Origin of the sequence: Bacteroides stercorirosoris (assembly GCF_900142015.1) — a bacterium.
Taxonomy (GTDB): Bacteria; Bacteroidota; Bacteroidia; order Bacteroidales; family Bacteroidaceae; genus Bacteroides; species Bacteroides stercorirosoris.
On sequence record NZ_FQZN01000007.1, the window covers coordinates 81013 to 99192 of the forward strand.

At 47.5% G+C, this 18180-nt stretch carries 11 protein-coding genes; 7 read left to right on the forward strand and 4 right to left on the reverse strand.

Going from position 1 to position 18180, the window contains the following annotated elements; translation table 11 throughout:
• Window positions 1-55: 55 nt before the first annotated feature.
• Window positions 56-1063, reverse strand: coding sequence for an aspartate-semialdehyde dehydrogenase (locus BUC01_RS07065; protein WP_025833478.1), 1008 nt, complete (start codon window positions 1061-1063; stop codon window positions 56-58).
• Between the two features lie 151 nt (window positions 1064-1214).
• Between BUC01_RS07065 and BUC01_RS07070 the strand changes: the two genes are divergently transcribed.
• The 3 genes from BUC01_RS07070 to BUC01_RS07080 are packed head-to-tail and all read left to right on the forward strand — an operon-like array spanning window position 1215 to window position 4764.
• Window positions 1215-3350 carry a cation:proton antiporter gene (locus tag BUC01_RS07070; RefSeq protein ID WP_073313116.1) on the forward strand — a complete coding sequence of 712 codons (2136 nt, stop codon included), beginning with the start codon at window positions 1215-1217 and terminating at the stop codon, window positions 3348-3350.
• 41 nt (window positions 3351-3391) lie between these two features.
• Window positions 3392-4102 (forward strand): tRNA threonylcarbamoyladenosine dehydratase, encoded by a 711-nt coding sequence (locus BUC01_RS07075; protein WP_025833480.1) that lies wholly within the window; start codon window positions 3392-3394, stop codon window positions 4100-4102.
• 2 nt (window positions 4103-4104) lie between these two features.
• Window positions 4105-4764, forward strand: coding sequence for an ABC transporter ATP-binding protein (locus BUC01_RS07080; protein ID WP_073313117.1), 660 nt, complete (start codon window positions 4105-4107; stop codon window positions 4762-4764).
• A 23-nt stretch (window positions 4765-4787) separates the two neighbouring features.
• Here the strand turns inward: BUC01_RS07080 and BUC01_RS07085 are convergent, their stop codons facing one another.
• Window positions 4788-7112 carry a TonB-dependent receptor gene (locus BUC01_RS07085; protein WP_073313118.1) on the reverse strand — a complete coding sequence of 775 codons (2325 nt, stop codon included), beginning with the start codon at window positions 7110-7112 and terminating at the stop codon, window positions 4788-4790.
• A gap of 893 nt (window positions 7113-8005) precedes the next feature.
• Between BUC01_RS07085 and BUC01_RS07095 the strand changes: the two genes are divergently transcribed.
• From BUC01_RS07095 to BUC01_RS07110, 4 genes are all read left to right on the forward strand, one after another.
• On the forward strand, window positions 8006-8773 hold the full coding sequence (locus tag BUC01_RS07095; protein ID WP_025833483.1) for a 5'-nucleotidase C-terminal domain-containing protein: 768 nt from the start codon (window positions 8006-8008) through the stop codon (window positions 8771-8773).
• Window positions 8774-8790: 17 nt separating this feature from the next.
• Complete coding sequence (locus tag BUC01_RS07100; RefSeq protein WP_025833484.1) at window positions 8791-9777, forward strand: bifunctional metallophosphatase/5'-nucleotidase; 987 nt, start codon at window positions 8791-8793, stop codon at window positions 9775-9777.
• Between the two features lie 213 nt (window positions 9778-9990).
• Entirely contained in the window at window positions 9991-12993 is a 3003-nt protein-coding gene (locus BUC01_RS07105; RefSeq protein ID WP_073313120.1) for a serine hydrolase domain-containing protein, read from the forward strand.
• A gap of 130 nt (window positions 12994-13123) precedes the next feature.
• Window positions 13124-16300 (forward strand): serine hydrolase domain-containing protein, encoded by a 3177-nt coding sequence (locus BUC01_RS07110; RefSeq protein WP_073313122.1) that lies wholly within the window; start codon window positions 13124-13126, stop codon window positions 16298-16300.
• 408 nt (window positions 16301-16708) lie between these two features.
• On the opposite strand, the gene BUC01_RS07115 is transcribed toward BUC01_RS07110, so the two are convergent.
• Together BUC01_RS07115 and BUC01_RS07120 are read right to left on the reverse strand one after the other, a co-directional pair.
• Window positions 16709-17338 carry an outer membrane beta-barrel protein gene (locus BUC01_RS07115; protein WP_025836098.1) on the reverse strand — a complete coding sequence of 210 codons (630 nt, stop codon included), beginning with the start codon at window positions 17336-17338 and terminating at the stop codon, window positions 16709-16711.
• A gap of 106 nt (window positions 17339-17444) precedes the next feature.
• On the reverse strand, window positions 17445-18077 hold the full coding sequence (locus tag BUC01_RS07120) for a DUF4136 domain-containing protein (protein WP_025836100.1): 633 nt from the start codon (window positions 18075-18077) through the stop codon (window positions 17445-17447).
• Window positions 18078-18180 lie beyond the last annotated feature (103 nt).

Consider the following 18180-nt stretch of genomic DNA (forward strand, 5'->3'; position numbering starts at 1 on the left):
AAAAAAGGAGGCCGTGATACAGCCTCCTTTTATTGCAATATGCATGATTGTTTCCTTAAATCGCATTTTCCTTTACCAGATACTCTGCAATCTGTACGGCATTCAGTGCAGCGCCCTTCTTGATTTGGTCGCCCACAATCCAGAAAGTCAATCCGTTCTCGTTAGTCAAATCCTTACGGATACGGCCTACGTAGACGGGATCTTTGCCTGCAAGGAACAACGGCATCGGATATTCTTTTTCAGCCGGGTTGTCCTGCAAAATCAGACCGTCGCCTTTTGCGAATGCCTCGCGAGCTTCTTCTACCGAGATAGGACGTTCAGTCTCCACCCAAATGCTTTCAGAGTGAGAGCGAAGGGCAGGAACACGTACACAAGTAGCACTTACTTTAATATCGGAGTGCATAATCTTGCGTGTTTCGTGATACATTTTCATTTCTTCTTTAGTGTATCCGTTTTCAGTGAATACATCAATCTGGGGAATGAGGTTGAATGCCAACTGGTAAGCAAACTTCTCAACAGTAACGGATTCACCGGCCAATACCTGGCGGTATTGTGTGTACAACTCATCCATAGCGGCCGCACCGGCACCGCTGGCAGCCTGATACGTAGAAACGTGTACAGTCTTTATATGAGAAAGCTGTTCGATGGCTTTCAGTGCCACTACCATCTGGATGGTGGTACAATTGGGGTTGGCGATGATGCCGCGCGGACGGTCTTTGGCGTCAGCTGCATTTACCTCGGGCACTACCAAAGGTACATCATTATCCATACGGAAAGCACTGGAGTTGTCAATCATCACAGCACCATATTTGGTGATGGTCTCGGCATACTCTTTAGAGGTACCAGCGCCTGCGGAAGTGAAAGCGATATCAACCCCTTTAAAGTCATCGTTGTGTTGCAAGAGTTTTACCTCGATCTGTTTACCGCGGAATGTGTATTTTGTTCCGGCACTGCGTTTAGAGCCGAACAACACTAACTCATCCAACGGGAAATTTCTTTCATCGAGCACACGCAGGAACTCCTGTCCCACGGCTCCGCTTGCTCCAACAATAGCTACTTTCATTTTCTTTTGTTTTTTATTAAGTTTATAAAAATGTTCTTCTACCTTAAAAACGATAGAATTGGCTGCAAATTTATAACAATTTGCTGTATGACAACGTATAAAATGAAAAGTTTTTTGTTATTTTGCATCGTAAACCTAAAACTTGAAGCCCATGGACTTATTTGACTTCAGTCTGAAACTCCCGATAACTGACCCTACATGGATATTTCTCCTTGTACTCCTCATCATTCTGTTTGCTCCTATTTTGCTGAATAGGCTCCGTATTCCACATATCATCGGTATGATATTGGCAGGATTGGTGATTGGTGAGCATGGGTTCAATATTTTGGCAAGGGACAGCAGTTTCGAACTGTTCGGTAAAGTGGGGTTATACTATATCATGTTTCTGGCCGGTCTGGAAATGAATATGTCGGATTTTAAACAGAATCGTGGAAAGGCGGTTGTGCTGGGCTTACTGGCATTCATCATTCCGATAGGGATTGGATTGGTGACGAATATGGCCTATCTGAAATACAGTTTTATTACTTCGGTTCTGCTGGCAAGTATGTATGCGTCCCATACGTTGGTGGCATATCCTATCGTTATCCGGTATGGTGTGTCCCGGCATCGTAGTGTGAGCATTGCGGTGGGAGGTACGGCGGTAACGGATACACTGACTTTGCTGGTACTGGCTGTGGTAGGAGGTATGTTCAAGGGCGAATCTGACGGGCTGTTCTGGGTGTGGCTGGTCATTAAGGTTATCTTTCTGGGTGGATTGATTATGTATTTCTTCCCCCGCATCGGCCGTTGGTTTTTCCGCCGGTATGACGACAATGTAATGCAATTCATCTTTGTGCTTGCCATGGTGTTCCTGGGAGCGGGATTGATGGAATTTGTCGGGATGGAAGGTATTCTCGGCGCTTTCCTTGCAGGGCTGGTGCTGAACCGGCTTATTCCGCATGTCTCTCCGTTGATGAATCATCTGGAGTTTGTAGGTAATGCGCTGTTCATTCCTTACTTCCTGATTGGGGTGGGGATGTTGATTGATATACATGTGATTTTTGGTCATGGCGATGCATTGAAAGTGGCGGGTGTGATGATTGTGGTGGCATTGACGGGTAAATGGATTGCCTGTTGGCTGACACAGAAAATCTATAAGATGGGTGCCATTGAACGGGAGCTGATGTATGGGTTGAGTAATGCGCAGGCTGCGGCTACGTTGGCTGCGGTGTTGGTGGGTTATAACATCATATTGCCCAATGGCGAGCGTCTGCTGAATGATGATGTGCTGAATGGTACGGTATTGCTCATTCTTGTGACCTGCGTGGTGAGTTCGTTCATTACTGAGCGTGCCGCCCGTAAGATTGCTATTGATGAAGCCCATTTGGAAGCGGAAAACCGGCCGGCGGAATTGGAAAAGATTCTGATACCGGTGGCCAATCCCGATACGATTGAAGACCTCGTAAACTTGTCGTTAGTGATACGTGATCCGAAGCAGAGGGATAATCTTCTGGCATTGAATGTAATTAATGATAACAATGCTTCGGAAGCTCTGGAACTTCGCGGTAAGCGCTATCTGGAAAAAGCGGCGATGATAACAGCGTCGGCGGATGTTCCGTTAAAGCTGATTAGCCGTTATGACCTGAATATCGCTTCGGGCATTATACATACAGCTAAAGAACACGGAGTGACGGATGTGGTTATCGGTCTGCACCGCAAGGTGAATATCGTGGATTCCTTCTTCGGTATGCTGGCAGAGAACTTGCTGAAAGGTTTGCACCGGGAGGTGATGATTGCCAAATTCCTGATGCCTATCAATACGATACGTAGAATCAATGTCGCTGTCCCGCCGAAAGCGGAATACGAGGCGGGCTTCCAGAAGTGGGTAGAACATTTCTGCCGGATGGGGAATACATTAGGATGCCGGGTACACTTCTTTGCCAATGAGGAAACAACAGTGTTTTTGCAGATGCTGGTGAAGAAGCGGTATGGCGCAACACCTACCGAATTTTCCCGTTTGGATGATTGGGGAGACTTGTTGTTGCTGACCGGGCAGGTGAATTATGACCACTTACTGGTAATTATCAGTGCCCGTCGTGGTTCTATTTCCTATGACCCTGCATTCGAGAGACTTCCCGCCCAGTTAGGAAAATACTTTGCCAACAATAGTTTGATAGTGCTTTATCCTGACCAGCTGGGAGAACCGCAAGATATGTTGTCTTTCTCCAATCCACGCGGAAATAATGAAGACCAGCATTACGAAAAGGTGGGCAAGTGGTTCTATAAATGGTTTAAGAAGAGTAATTAGGAAGAGGCGATAAAATGATAAAATGATAAAGTGATAGTGAGATGGAGGATTGGCGACAAAGGACCTGTATTCTGTTAGGTGAGGAGAAGATGGAGCGGCTGCGGCAGGCACATGTGCTTGTTGTGGGGCTCGGTGGAGTGGGAGCGTATGCGGCGGAAATGATTTGCCGTGCCGGAGTGGGGCGCATGACGATTGTGGATGCGGACACAGTGCAGCCTACCAATATAAACCGCCAGCTTCCGGCCTTACATTCTACTTTGGGACAAAGCAAGGCAGAGATATTGGAGAAGCGTTTCCGCGATATTAATCCGGAAGTTGAACTGACGGTGCTGCCTGTATTTCTGAAAGATGAAAATATTCCCGAACTGCTTGATGCGGCATCTTACGATTTTGTAGTGGATGCCATCGACACATTGGCCCCGAAGTGCCATCTGATTGCAGAAACCTTAAAGCGACGCATAAAGATTGTTTCAAGTATGGGTGCCGGGGCGAAAAGCGATATTACCCAGGTGCGCTTTGCGGATATATGGGACACGTATCACTGCGGGTTGAGCAAGGCCGTCAGGAAGCGGTTGCAGAAAATGGGCATTAGGCGTAAGTTGCCGGTAGTGTTCAGTACGGAGCAGGCAGACCCGAAAGCGGTGTTGCTGACGGAAGATGAAATGAATAAGAAATCGACGTGCGGAACGGTCAGCTATATGCCGGCGGTGTTCGGATGCTATCTTGCGGAATATGTGTTGAAAAGATTATAAGTATGATACGATTAGAAGGAATAACCAAGAGTTTCGGTACTCTGCAAGTTTTGCGGGGAATCGACCTGAATATAGATAAAGGAGAGATTGTCAGCATTGTCGGTCCGAGCGGAGCGGGAAAGACTACCTTGCTCCAGATTATGGGGACACTGGATGCCCCTGACAGCGGAACGATAGCTATTGACGGTACGCTGGTCAGCCGGATGAAGGAGAAGGAGTTATCAGCTTTCCGTAACAAACATATCGGTTTTGTATTCCAATTCCACCAACTCTTACCGGAGTTCACTGCATTGGAGAATGTGATGATACCTGCTTTCATTGCCGGTGTGGGACAGAAAGAGGCGACAGCTTCCGCCCTGGAGTTACTGGAATTTATGGGCTTGGCAGACCGTGCCGGACATAAACCGAATGAGCTTTCCGGTGGGGAAAAACAACGTGTGGCCGTAGCCCGCGCCCTTATTAACCACCCCGCTGTGGTATTGGCCGATGAACCTTCGGGTAGTCTTGATACCCATAACAAGGAAGAATTGCATCAGCTGTTTTTTGACCTTCGCAGCCGTCTCGGACAGACATTCGTCATTGTCACCCACGATGAAGGACTGGCGCGGATCACAGACCGCACGGTGCATATGGTGGACGGAGAGATCAGTAAAGGAATGTAAGAGGGTGAAGTCCAAAGTCACCCTTATTTCCCCGTACTCATTACTCCCGAATCGTTATCGCTGTTGTTCACCTTCCTCTGTATTCCCTTGAATTTGCGTCCGAAGGAGAAGTTGTAGGACAGGCTGACAAGAAGCATCTGCGCGCTTTCCTTTATATAGCTTTTAGTCTTGTAGGAGGCGAAACGGTTCCAATTCTCATTCTGTACCTTATAGTTGTCTGTGAACGGATTGAAAGCGCCGACTCCTACCCTCAAGTCCTTGTGCTTATAGTATACGCCCAGCATCTGAATATTCTCTCCACCCGACAAGGTTTCTCCCCAGAAGTTATTCCAGTTGGTATTTATCTGCCAGAACAGGGAGAAACGCTTGTAGTTGAAAGAAGCCTGTGCTTCATAATACCAGTTGGTATAAGTGTGGGAGTAGTTATTACCATTACTCATATAATGGTTTACACCGCCTGTAAATGAAAGTTGCAACATATCCCAAAGTGGACCTACCCGGAGCATAAGGCGTCCGGAAACTTTCTGCCAGTCTTTCTGGTTATTCCATGTCTGTATTATCTTGTTACCTTCCTGATATTTTTCGTCCATGATGGCATTGGGGCGATAATCATATGCTCCCCAAAGGTTACTGTAGAAAATGCCTTTCTTCCATTCATACGTCAATTCTGTCCGGTAACACAGGTAGGCTTTCAGGTTCGGATTGCCACGCCGTATCTGGAAAGAGTCTACCGTTTGTTCTGTCGCGCTCAAATCGCTCAACGAAGGAGTAGCGTTGAAGACTTCGGCTTTCCAGCGAAGAAATGAATGGTCGGAGAAGGTATAATGCAACACGGCTTTCGGGTTTACACTGTACTTCTTGGAAGATTTGTCATTGCCGCTCTGGTTGTAGTAGAAGCGGGTCAGACTGAGTCCGAACCGATAATCCAGCTTATTTATCTTTCCGCGGTATTCGCTAAAGATATACGTATTTCCCTGGTGCATCTTCGTGTCGTAATTGTGCCCGTTCCGGTATTCATTGTTAGAATAAGACTGCGTGTGCTGCAAACCGAAACTCAGAGCGTTTCCCTTTGAAAACTGTTTTTCATAAATAGCTTCTCCAATCAGTGAATATTTGTTCCCCAATACATCATTGTTGATATCGGTAAGCATCTCATCTTTCAGGCTTTCCTGATAGATGCGGTGTGACTTTTCACGGTTATAGGTTCCCACCAGGTTGAACACTAATGTTTGTTTGTTTTTCAGATTCTGCTGGTAGTAGAGGTCTAAAGAAGGGCGGGTCCAGCTATTCTTGGTGCGGTCTGTCATATTTACCATATCCGTTTCATCATTGACGTTATAGAGCACTCCCTGATAGTCCCAGTTCGGCTGATTGTTTCCGCGCAGACGGAATGTGGCGCTGAACAGGGAGTTCTTAGAGGCTTGAAGGCTATAATTCACGTTTAGATTCTGCATGAATAACATGGCATGGCTGGGTTCACCGCGTTCCACCCGTTGGATGTTGCTGCCGTCTGCCAGATGGAAGTTTTCTTCATTGTCCCGGTACATTCCGTAGAAATCGCGGGGACCCATATAATAAGAAAGGCCGAATTCTGATTTCTTATGGTTGACTTTGCCGAATACGTTGTAATTTCCCCACATTGCATTAATACCCTGGCTGAGGTCGGTTCCGAAGTTTCCGCCCGTGTCGGGGCGGCGTACGATGTAGTCGAGCACAATTTCGGCGTTGCCATAGCGCAGTCCCGGATTGTCATGATATTCTATACGGATGATGTCGGCAGGGCGTAGTGCTTTTATTTCGTTGATGTCCGCTTTGGCTCCATTGATGCGTAGTTGCAGTTCGCCGCCGCCGGATATCCCGATTTCATTGTTCATCGGGTTGACCAGAATGCGCGGAAGCATCATTTCCTGCAATAAGTTCACTCCGTTGGTAGAGACTTTCATCTGGCGTTCGGACGGGAATACCAGCTTCCGGTCGGGACGGCTGATTTGGCTGGAACCACTGATGGTTACGCCTTCCAATGCAATGGCGTCGTCTTCCAGAAAAATATCTCCCAGGTTCGTGTTGCGTTTTATTCCATCCAGAGTGATGTATTGTGTAGTGTATCCTACACTGGAAAGTACCAGTCGGTAATCTCCTGCATCTATTTTGTTGAGGTTGAAGTTTCCTTCATTGTTGGTTGATACGCCGGTTACAAATGTGGAATCAATAGTTTGCAGTACTACATTCACGAATTCCACAGCTTCGCTGTTTGCGGCACTGCGTACAGTGCCTTTAATCTCTATTTTTTGTGCAAAAACTCCCTGTACCATGCTGCCCAGCAGTATGGCTATACATAATCTTTTCATAATGATTTTATGATTTTAGTTCCTTACTTCAGAATGGCCTGTCCTGTTTTCAGGTTGTTTGTTATTAGTTAGACGAAGAAAGGGGGATGAAAGTTGCATCGAAGGTGAAAAAATGTTTGTTTGGCTTGGATATGTAAGTAAGTGTGCATGATTAGTTCGTATAATTAGTTCGCATAATTAGTTCACCTAATGATAGGTAGCTAAATTATCATTTATAGTACGAATTAATTTTGATTGAGTACTTAGCTTGTATCTTGAACTTGTTGTTTGTAATTTGTCATTTCATTCCTTTTTCTCGTTTTGACATTTTGTTTTTTATGCATAATGAGAATGTCGTATTTCCGTCCCAGTGCAGGGCATGACGAAAAGAAACGAACGAAAATTGGTATTTTGTTAATTGATAGGATGATATATAAATGTATACAACTCTAAAAAAAGAAAAACAGATGTTCTGTTCACTGCAAACACATGGTCTGTATGCTTAAAACACATGGTTCGTCTCCTGTCTATAGACCGTTTGTTTCCTATCTATAGACCGTTCGCGTCCTATCTATAGATTCTTCGCATCCCATCTATAGATTGGTTGCGTCAGATATATGGTTCCTGTGTGACAGAACTATAGCTCCTTGCATAAATATAGTATAAACGTCTTGCTTTATACGAAAACAGTGTATATATATTCTATGGATTATGTAACTGGATTCTATTTCAGGTGCTTTGGAAAAAGCTTTCGTTTGCGGAAATCTCATTTCGATAACATTTTGTTCAATTTGTCACCCGTAACTAATCCATCTCCGTTCCAGAAACGGAAAAACTTTTCTTTTTTCTTTCCTTCGAGACGTGAAAAGAAAGACAAATCCTTATATTTGTAGCAATTTAAAAACCCGAACAAAATGAAAAGAATGACCTTGAAATTTATTCCCGGTGTACTCTTGGCAGTTGCATTTCTGCTAAGTTCTTGTCACTCTGCGTATGAAGTGACAAAAACTGAAGGTACGATGGTAGCGATTGACTCCACCTGGGATGTAAGCCCCGATGCTGAGGCGGTAGCACTGCTTGCTCCGTATAAGGCAAAAGTTGACAGTATCATGTATCGCGTGGTAGGTACAGCGGAAATGAGTATGGACAAGGGAGCTCCCGAGAGCCTGCTTTCCAACCTGGTGGCTGATGTATTGCGTAATGCTGCCGGAGAGGTGCTGGGCAAGCCTGCCGATATGGGATTGATAAATATGGGAGGGCTGCGTAATGTCCTGACTGAAGGTCCCATTACCTGCGAAAACATCTATGAAATATTGCCTTTTGAAAACTCCCTTTGTGTGCTGACCATAAAAGGCGTTTATCTGAAAGAATTGTTTAATAATATTGCAGTGCGTCATGGCGAAGGGGTCAGTGGAGTGCAACTTGTGATAACGAAAGACGGAAAACTGCTGCAAGGCACGGTTGCCGGTCGCCCGGTAGAGGACGAGCAACTCTACACCATCGCTACTATTGATTATCTGGCTGACGGAAATGACGGCATGATCGCCTTGCCGCAAGCAGAAAAACGGGAATGTCCGGAAGGCGCTACCTTGCGCGGCTTGTTCATGGACTACGTAGAACGTCAGACGGCTGCAGGAAAGAAGATTACTTCCCGTCTGGAAGGTAGGATAACAGTAAACTAATTCTAAATTTATCATTCATGAAACGATATATTCTTTTACTATTGGCTGTTGGCTGCCTGTTCCCGGTATCAGCACAACAGTCAACCAGAGAGATTCTTGAAGAACCTCTCTGCCTGGTAGCCCCCGAGTCGGCCCAGGACACCAAACAACTGGTGATTTTGCAGACAAGTGATACGCACAGCCGCATCGAACCCATTGCGGCACATGCTGCCGACCGCTATGCCGGTATGGGTGGAACAGTGCGCCGCTCTACTTTCGTTAAGGAGGCGCGTAAGGTTAATCCGGACTTGTTGCTGTTCGACTGTGGGGATATCTCCCAGGGAACACCTTATTATAATCTGTTTCAAGGTGAAGTGGAAATCAAAATGATGAACCTTATGGGTTATGACGCCATGACAATCGGAAATCATGAATTTGATTTCGGTTTGGAGAATATGGCGCGTTTGTTCCGCATGGCAAACTTTCCGGTGATATGTGCCAACTATGACATGACGGGCACAGTGCTGGAAGGATTGGTAAAACCTTATATCACTCTTAACCGTAATGGGTTGAAGATAGGCGTATTCGGTCTTGCTCCGAAGATGGAAGGACTGGTGCAGGCTGATAAATGCGAAGGGGTGGTTTATAACGATCCCATCGAAGTGGCTCAGAAAACGGTGGATATACTGAAGAATCAGGAACAGTGTGATGTCATCATCTGCCTGTCCCATCTCGGTTATCAGCTGAAAAACGCTCCCTGTGATGTGGAGCTGGCACAGAAAACGAATCATATTGATGCCATTCTGGGCGGACATACACATACCTTCATGAAAGAACCGGCTATTTATTTGAATAAAGACGGTAAGGATGTGCCCGTATTACATACCGGGAAGAGTGGAATTTATGTCGGTACGTTGAAACTTACATTGACGGAAGCGGGCGAAAAAGGAGTGAAACTGAAAAGAAAGCAAATAATAAACAGTACTATCTCAATTCTCCTCCTCCAGTCGGAGGAGTACCCGTAGGGGGAGGTGGTAGGTAAGCAATAAAATACCTATTAATAAGAAGATTAAGGAATTCTTTTCTCACCTACCACCCCGCCCTTTGGGCACCCCTCCTCCGACTGGAGGAGGGGAATGGAGATAGTCCGCTTAATTAATTGAGATACTCAGTAATTATCATTTGATTCAACCCCGCTCCGTTATGAATGAAAATTAATAGACTAAATGATAAATAAAATGAAGAGAACCCTTCTCTTATTGTTGATTACCCTTTTCTGGGGCAATGCGCCATTGCTTTGTGCACAGACGGAAGCTCCCTTTCTTCCTTCGGCGGCGGATGCCCGTTGCAAACAATGGGTCGATTCCGTATTTGCAGGTTTAAGTCTGCAAGAGAAAGTGGGGCAGTTGATCGTCACCACCTTTCCTGCCAAAGCGGATAAACAGAATAAGAAACAGATACGCGATCTGGTTAAGAAGTATAAGATTGGCGGACTGCTGTTCGCCGAAGGCACGCCCGAAGAACAGGCGATACTGACGAATATAGCACAGAAGAATTCAAAAGTACCCGTCATGATTACCTTTGATGGTGAATGGGGACTTTCCATGCGCCTGGAAGGCACGCCCTATTTTCCGAAGAATGCCGCCCTCGGTTGCATCGAAGATAATAATCTGATTTATGAATATGGCCGTGAAGTGGCACGCGAGTTCCGCGAACTGGGTGTACACGTGAATTTTGCACCTGATGCAGACGTCAATACCAATCCGTTGAACCCGGTGATTCATGTACGTTCTTTCGGTGAAGATGCAAAGAAAGTAGCGGAAAAGGTGCTGGCTTACAGCCGGGGACTGGAAAGCGGTGGTGTATTGTCGGTTAGCAAGCACTTTCCCGGGCATGGCGATACGGATGTGGATTCGCATAAAGGATTGCCGGTGCTGTATTACAACCGCGAACGCCTGGACAGTGTGGAACTGTATCCTTTTAGAGAAATGGTACGCGCAGGTTTGGGTGGTGTGATGGTAGGCCATTTGCAGGTGCCTGCTTTGGAACCGGATAACAAGACGGCTTCTTCGCTTTCCCGGAGTGTAGTGACCGGTTTGCTGAAAGATGAAATGGGCTTCCGGGGACTGGTCTTTACGGACGCGCTCGATATGAAAGGCGTTTCATCCGTGCCACAAGTCACAACAAAGGCATTGCTTGCCGGAAATGATATGGTACTGGTGCAGTATAATACGGAAAATGCCGTGAAAGAAGTGCTGGATGCTGTGAAGGACGGTGTGCTTCCCGAGTCGGAAGTAGAAGACAAATGCCGTAAGATACTTACCTATAAATATTTGCTGGGCTTGCGTCAGCCGCGTCCGCAGCTGCAAGTTAGCGGAATGAGTTATCGCATTCATACGGACGAAGCGCGGGCATTGGTCACTAAACTGCGTCAGGCGGCTGTTACGGTGCTGGGCAATCATTTCGGGATATTGCCTTTGACGCCTGTTGGTGGCGCTCCGATTGCTGTGTTGAGTGTGGGCGAGGGGAATGACAGTATTTTTATAGAAGAGATGAAGAAACTGTCTCCTGTTCCTGTGGAGCATCTCCGCCTGACACGGGAAACGACTGCCGATGCCCGCCGTGAACTGGCACGCAAGTTGGCGGATTACCGCCGTATCGTAATCAGCGTGTCGGGGAGGGATGCCGATGTGGTTGCTTATGCCGATTTCCTTGCGGAACTGGATTTGTCCGTACCGTTGGTGTATGCTTTCTTCACGTCTTACCGGGGGATGCAACCATTGGAACCGGCTTTGAAACAGGCCAGTGCCGTGGTCTTGGGACATTCGTCGGAGGCGGACATCCAGCAATATGCCGCTGGTGTGATATTTGCTAAAGTGCCTGCACAGGGAAAACTGTCCATGAGCATCGGTGCCCTTTACCGGGCGGGTGAGGGCAGTATTGTCACTCCGGGTATGAAGCCGGGGAACATTATTCCCGAAGATATGGGCATGAAATCATACGAGTTGCATCAGATTGATGCTATTGTTAGGGCGGGACTGGATGCCAAAGCCTATCCCGGTTGCCAGGTATTGCTGTTGAAAGACGGCCAGTCTGTGTATGACAAGTGTTTCGGCACGCACTCCGATAAAGACACCACTGCCGTGCGTCCTACGGATATGTTTGACCTTGCTTCTCTGACCAAGACCACTGCTACGCTACTTGCCGTCATGAAGCTTTATGACGAAGGCAAACTGAAACTGACGGACAAGGCCTCCCAATATCTGCCTTTCCTGCGGAACACTAATAAGAAGAATATAACTATCAAAGAACTGCTCCTTCACGAATCCGGTCTGCCGCCTTACATCCGCTTCTATCTGGAAGCCATCGACCCCAACTCGGTGCAAGGTCCATACGCCCAAAGCTGGGTAGATAAATGGCACCGCACACAGGTGAGTGAGCACAGCTACTATTGTTCGGACTTCAAGTTTAAGAAGGGACTGGTATCTGCAAAAGGATCATCTGTTTATACGCTGCATGTGGCCGATGATATGTGGCTGAATAAGAGTTTCAAGAACACCATCCTGCAAAAGATTGCCCGTTGCGATGTGGACGGCAAGCGGTATGTGTACAGCGACCTCGGCTTTATTCTTCTGCAACAGGTGGTGGAAGCAGTCGCCAAGCTGCCGATGGACCTTTATGTCGCAAAAGAATTTTATGCGCCTATGGGCTTGCAGCGCACCATGTATCTGCCTTTGCTGAGATACTCCAAACAAGAGATAATGCCTACGGCTGCCAATGATTTCCTTCGCCGCCAGGACTTATGCGGTTATGTGCATGATGAAGCGGCTGCCTGTATGGGCGGCATTTCCGGTAATGCGGGTTTATTTTCTACAGCTACGGAAGTTGCGAAGATCTATCAGATGCTACTGAACGGCGGTGAACTGAATGGTAAACGCTATTTGAGCGAAGCTACCTGCCGGTTGTTCACAACGGAAACTTCCGCCATCAGCCGCCGGGGATTAGGTTTTGATAAGCCGTATTTAAGTGACTTGAAGAACAGTCCTTGTGCTCCTTCGGCCACATCCGCCGTTTATGGGCATACCGGGTTCACAGGTACTTGCACCTGGGTGGACCCTGTGAACCGAACGGTATATGTATTTCTCAGTAACCGCCTGTGTCCCAATGTGTGGAACACGAAACTGGGAGAGATGAATATCCGGACGAACATACAGGAAGCGATTTATAAAAGTCTGAAATAGCCTGAGCATAAAACTACCGGAGGCACGGTAAATACAGTGTTTTTTACTAATTAGTCAAAAAAACTCTGTATTTACCGTGCCTTTGTGTTTGAAATGATATAACTTTGGTAGCCTTAATGTATACATGATAATGAAAAAACTATTCCTATCCCTCCTTATTATATGCGGTTGCTTCGCCCGTTTCGATGCCCAGGCGCAGCGTCTGCCCGCACAGCAATCTCCCGTATCTCCTGTCGAACCCATCATGATCCGTCAGCTTTCCGGTAACGAACAATGCCGGCAGTGGGTGGACTCTGTACTCAACAAGATGAATCTGAAAGAGCGTATTGGACAGCTATTCATCTATACGATTGCCCCGCAGCAGAATAAAGCCAACCGCGACCTGCTGCGTAAAGTGGTGGATGACTACAAAGTGGGTGGCCTGCTCTTTTCCGGCGGGCTGATAGAAAACCAGGTGGCTCTGACGAATGAGGCACAGAAGATGGCGGACATCCCGCTGATGATAACCTTCGATGGCGAGTGGGGACTTTCCATGCGGCTGCGCGGCACGCCGGTGTTTCCCCGCAACATGGTTTTGGGCTGTATACAGGACAACGAACTTTTATATGAATACGGACGCGAGATGGCACGGCAATGCCGCGAACTCGGCGTGCAGGTGAACTTTGCCCCGGTGGCGGATGTGAATATCAATCCGAAGAATCCGGTCATCAATACCCGCTCGTTCGGTGAAAGTCCTGCGAATGTGGCAGACAAGGTGATAGCATACTCCCGTGGATTGGAAGAAGGCGGTGTGCTTTCCGTCAGCAAACACTTTCCGGGACATGGTGATACGGATGTGGATTCGCACCATTCATTGCCGATGTTGTCCTTTTCGCGTGCGCGGCTGGACAGTGTGGAACTATATCCGTTCAGAAAGGCCATTCAGGTGGGACTGTCCGGTATGATGGTGGGACATCTTGAAGTGCCGGTGCTTGAACCGAAACGGGGAGTGCCGTCTTCACTCTCCCGCAAGGTGGTGCACGATTTGCTGACGCAGGAAATGAAGTTTCAGGGATTGGTGTTTACGGATGCGCTTGCCATGAAAGGTGTTTCTACTACCGATCAGACTGTCTGCTTGAAGGCTTTGAAGGCAGGACATGATTTGTTGCTTGTCCCCCGCCGGATCAAGGAAGAAGTGGACGCCGTGCTGGATGCTGTGAAAAGCGGTGAACTGACTGAAGCGGAAATCGAGGCGAAATGCCGGAAAGTGCTTACCTATAAGTATGCCCTCGGATTGTCGAAGAAACCTTTCGTCCGCCTCTCCGGTTTGGGGAACCGTATCAATACCGCACATACCCGCGACCTGATACGCCGTCTGAACCAGGCGGCAATCATCGTATTGCAGAATAAAGATAATATGCTCCCGCTGGATGCGGGCACCCCTGAGGTAGCTGTGCTTAATGTAGGTGATGCGAAAGAAATCCAACCTTTCCTAAAAGAACTCTCCGGATATATCAAAGCCTCCGCTTCCGGTGGAATGCACAACGCCGTGCCTGCCGTCTTCCAACTGAAGAAGGAACTGCCGGAAGCTGCGCGCAAACAACTGCGCGACTCCCTGTCGCAATACAAACGTATCCTCGTCTGTGTCACGGATCATCGCCTGATACCCTACCAGGCTTTCTTCAATGAATTTGCTCCGGATGTACCGGTGGCTTACCTGCTCTTCATTCCCGGCAAACAAGTGTTACAGATACGTCGGGGAGTATCTGCGGCCGATGCCGTAATATTGGCTCACTCTTCGATGGACGATGTACAGGAGCAAGTAGCCAGAATACTTTATGCCGACGCTACAGCGGACGGTCATCTTTCGGCAAGTATCGGCAATTTGTTTGCAACAGGTGACGGTCTGGCTATTACCCCGAAAACCCCACGTCACTTTATTCCCGATGAACATGGGGTAAACTCCCGCTTGCTGGCGCGTATCGATGAAATCGCGAAAGAAGGTATTAAGGAAGGTGCATATCCCGGTTGTCAGATTGTGGTGCTGAAAGATGGCAAGGAAATGTATAACAAAGCCTTCGGGACACATACTTGGGGAGGAGCCGTCGGCATTTCAGCCAATAAACTTCCTGTCGCGGTGAACGTTCCCGGTGCCGGGCTTCCCGTATCGCCGACGGATGTTTACGACTTGGCTTCGCTGACAAAGACCACAGCAACGCTGCTTGCTGTGATGAAGTTGTATGATAAAGGTCGTCTGAGCCTTACGGACCGTGCTTCGGACTATTTGCCCTGGTTGCAGGACACGGATAAGAAAGACATTACCATCCGGCAGTTATTGCTGCATGAATCCGGATTGCCGTCTACGTTGCTGTTCTATCAGGAAGCGATAGATGAAGATAGTTATGCGGGAACTCTTTTCAAGGCGAAACCCGATGCGGTGCATTCTGTACAGATAGGCACCCGTACTTGGGCGAATCCGAAATTCAAGTTCCGGGAGGGCTTGATGTCCAAGGTGCGCACTGCGGAACATACATTGCAGGTAAGCGATAGCCTGTGGCTGAACCGTTCCTTTAAAGAAGAATATTGGCAGAAGATTGTGAAAGCGCCTTTGCGCGACCGCCGTTATCGTTATAGCTGCGTCGGCTTCATCTTGTTGCAACAGGTGGTCGAGGCACGTACGGGCATGTCGATGGATGCTTTTCTTGAACAGGAATTTTATGCACCGATGGGGCTGAAGCGTACGGGATACCTGCCGCTGCAAGGTGCGGCTACTGCAGGTAGTACATACGCCGGTATCGTTTCCGGCAACCATACGCCGATACCGAAAGCTGAAATCGTGCCTTCCGCCATTGACCCGTTCCTGCGGAAAACGGTTCTTCAGGGTTTTGTTCATGATGAGTCTGCGGCTTTTCTGGGTGGTGTGTCGGGCAATGCCGGGCTGTTCTCTAATGCTACGGAAGTGGCGCGCATTTATCAGATGTTGCTGAACGGTGGTGAGCTGGATGGCAAACGCTATCTGAGTCCGGAAACTTGCCGGGTATTCACTACTACCGTTTCCCGTATCAGCCGTCGTGGTCTTGGCTTTGATAAGCCCGACCGTCAGAATCCTGCAAAGAGTCCGTGTGCGGCCGCTGCACCGTCCACTGTCTACGGGCATACCGGCTTTACGGGGACTTGTGCCTGGGTGGATCCGACAAACGGTCTTGTCTATGTCTTCCTTTGCAATCGTATTTATCCTGATGTATGGAATACGAAGCTGATGAGGCTGGATATTCGTACACGGATACAGGAGGCGGTATATCAGGCGTTGAAACAGATTCATAACTGATAAGAAATGAAGCAAATGGCAGCCTAAGCCTGAAAGGCTTTCATCTTACAGCCCAGGGCATCGCCCTGGGAATGAATCGTCCCCCACAATCTTACGCCCTGTAAGGGCAAAAGCTGATGTGTGCTGTTATGCCCTTACAGGGCGCGGGGATAAACATTACTCAATTCCCAGGGCGTTGCCCTGGGCTGTAAGATGAAAGGCTTTCAGCCTTGAGCTGCGCAATAATCATCTGTTTCATTCATAACTGTATAAGAAGGAGTTAATTTCACCCCCTGATTCGTATAATTGATAAAAAACGAAGGGAATAGTCCCCCGCTCACGCGGCCGGCTATTCCCTTTTTTTTACACGTCTTGAAACAATCAATTAATACCAGTCAAACTTATATCTGTGCTATAATGCAAATTATGTTAGAATGCAATACCCAGACGCAGACCGAAATTGCTCAAACCGTCTACACTGTAAGTGAACAAGTCACCCTTGTTGGTACCGTAGCTGTAGTAAGCTGCGATGTGCAGACCCGGTCCGTAAGCCCAGGGATAGATATTGAGACCGATTTCCGGTGATACATAGAAACCCCAAGTACTCTTATTAGCCTCGTAAACGTTGAAAGTAGATTTGATTTCAGCGTACTGAGGGCCAACCTTCAAACCAACATAAGGTTGGAAAGCACTGCCACGGTCGAATGTATAGCGTCCGGCAAGACCGAAAGGCAACTGGAACAGCGTATGCTGCTGGTCGGTATTGATGCTACCGCCTTCACCTACGGGCAGTGTCTGGCGTCCGAAGTATTCGTGGTTGCTGTGGTAAGCCAGGAAAGCACCGAGTGCAATGTTCGGGGTTACGTAATAACCACCTTCAAAACTCATACCCCATCCGCTGGCTTTGTCAGCGAAGTGGTTGCTCAGGGGGAAGTTGAACTGCCAATCGATATTGGCATAACCGTTATCGGTCATTTGTGCCTTTGCCGGCATGGCGAAGACGAGAGCCAGGGCGGCAACTGCCAGTACTCTCACGGAAATATATTTTATTGTTTTCATATTTGTTATTGTTTTTAAGTTCCCGGATAGTCCACTTCTGGACCATCTTTCTACTAACTACTATCTACTAACTACTATCTACTAACTACTATCTACTAACTACTATCTACTTATTAGTCAGATAAGAGGATTGGGTGAAAGCTTGGTTTACACCTTCAACCGCTAACTTCGTGTTGACTGCGCTGGAACCGCTGAGCAATCCGCTCATATAACTTGTCCAAAGTACGGGCAGTTTTTCTTTTTCGCCCTGAGTAGCTTCCAGGTTGAGGAGTTCGGTGATGAATGAACCGGTGCTGTAAGTATAGGTTACGGCATACGGGTAGTACCATCCGCCCCAGTTACCCCAGTAAGGTGCATCCCAGTAGCCTGGATAGTTCCACCACCATTCGGGTTGTCCATAATCATTGAAGTAGTAAGTGCTCTTGATGTAGCTGACCTGCAAACCGAGGTTAGCATCGTCACGGTCATCTACACGGACAAAACCACGGTTGGTCATGTTGGCTGCGTAAGCTTTCAGAATCTCTTGGGCGTTTTCATCTTTCCAGTATTCAGCTTCTTTCTTGTCACCGATGATAAGGATGCTGTCTGGCATGTAGTACGTTTGGAAAGCTTTGAAGTCAGCTTTCGTGTCATAATTGGTATAAACCAGATACTTGTTGTCCAGCTTATCCGTGTCAGGGTCTTTTTCGCAGGCTGCGAAAGTCAAGACCACCAATAATAGGGGAATTAATTTCTTCATACTTTTATAATGTTTAGGTTAAATATAAAAATCCTGCCCTGGTACCTCAGGCTTTTGGTACATGAACAAGATAAAAAATAAAAGGTTCAGAGAGGGGTATGTT

What these genes read in the sequence shown, in the direction of transcription:
- BUC01_RS07070 (WP_073313116.1), top strand. Translation starts at nt 1,215, where the DNA reads ATGGACTTATTTGACTTCAGTCTGAAACTCCCGATAACTGACCCTACA.
- BUC01_RS07115 (WP_025836098.1), bottom strand. Translation starts at nt 17,338, where the DNA reads ATGAAAACAATAAAATATATTTCCGTGAGAGTACTGGCAGTTGCCGCC.
- BUC01_RS07110 (WP_073313122.1), top strand. Translation starts at nt 13,124, where the DNA reads ATGAAAAAACTATTCCTATCCCTCCTTATTATATGCGGTTGCTTCGCC.
- BUC01_RS07100 (WP_025833484.1), top strand. Translation starts at nt 8,791, where the DNA reads ATGAAACGATATATTCTTTTACTATTGGCTGTTGGCTGCCTGTTCCCG.
- BUC01_RS07095 (WP_025833483.1), top strand. Translation starts at nt 8,006, where the DNA reads ATGAAAAGAATGACCTTGAAATTTATTCCCGGTGTACTCTTGGCAGTT.
- BUC01_RS07120 (WP_025836100.1), bottom strand. Translation starts at nt 18,077, where the DNA reads ATGAAGAAATTAATTCCCCTATTATTGGTGGTCTTGACTTTCGCAGCC.
- BUC01_RS07085 (WP_073313118.1), bottom strand. Translation starts at nt 7,112, where the DNA reads ATGAAAAGATTATGTATAGCCATACTGCTGGGCAGCATGGTACAGGGA.
- BUC01_RS07065 (WP_025833478.1), bottom strand. Translation starts at nt 1,063, where the DNA reads ATGAAAGTAGCTATTGTTGGAGCAAGCGGAGCCGTGGGACAGGAGTTC.
- BUC01_RS07075 (WP_025833480.1), top strand. Translation starts at nt 3,392, where the DNA reads ATGGAGGATTGGCGACAAAGGACCTGTATTCTGTTAGGTGAGGAGAAG.
- BUC01_RS07105 (WP_073313120.1), top strand. Translation starts at nt 9,991, where the DNA reads ATGAAGAGAACCCTTCTCTTATTGTTGATTACCCTTTTCTGGGGCAAT.
- BUC01_RS07080 (WP_073313117.1), top strand. Translation starts at nt 4,105, where the DNA reads ATGATACGATTAGAAGGAATAACCAAGAGTTTCGGTACTCTGCAAGTT.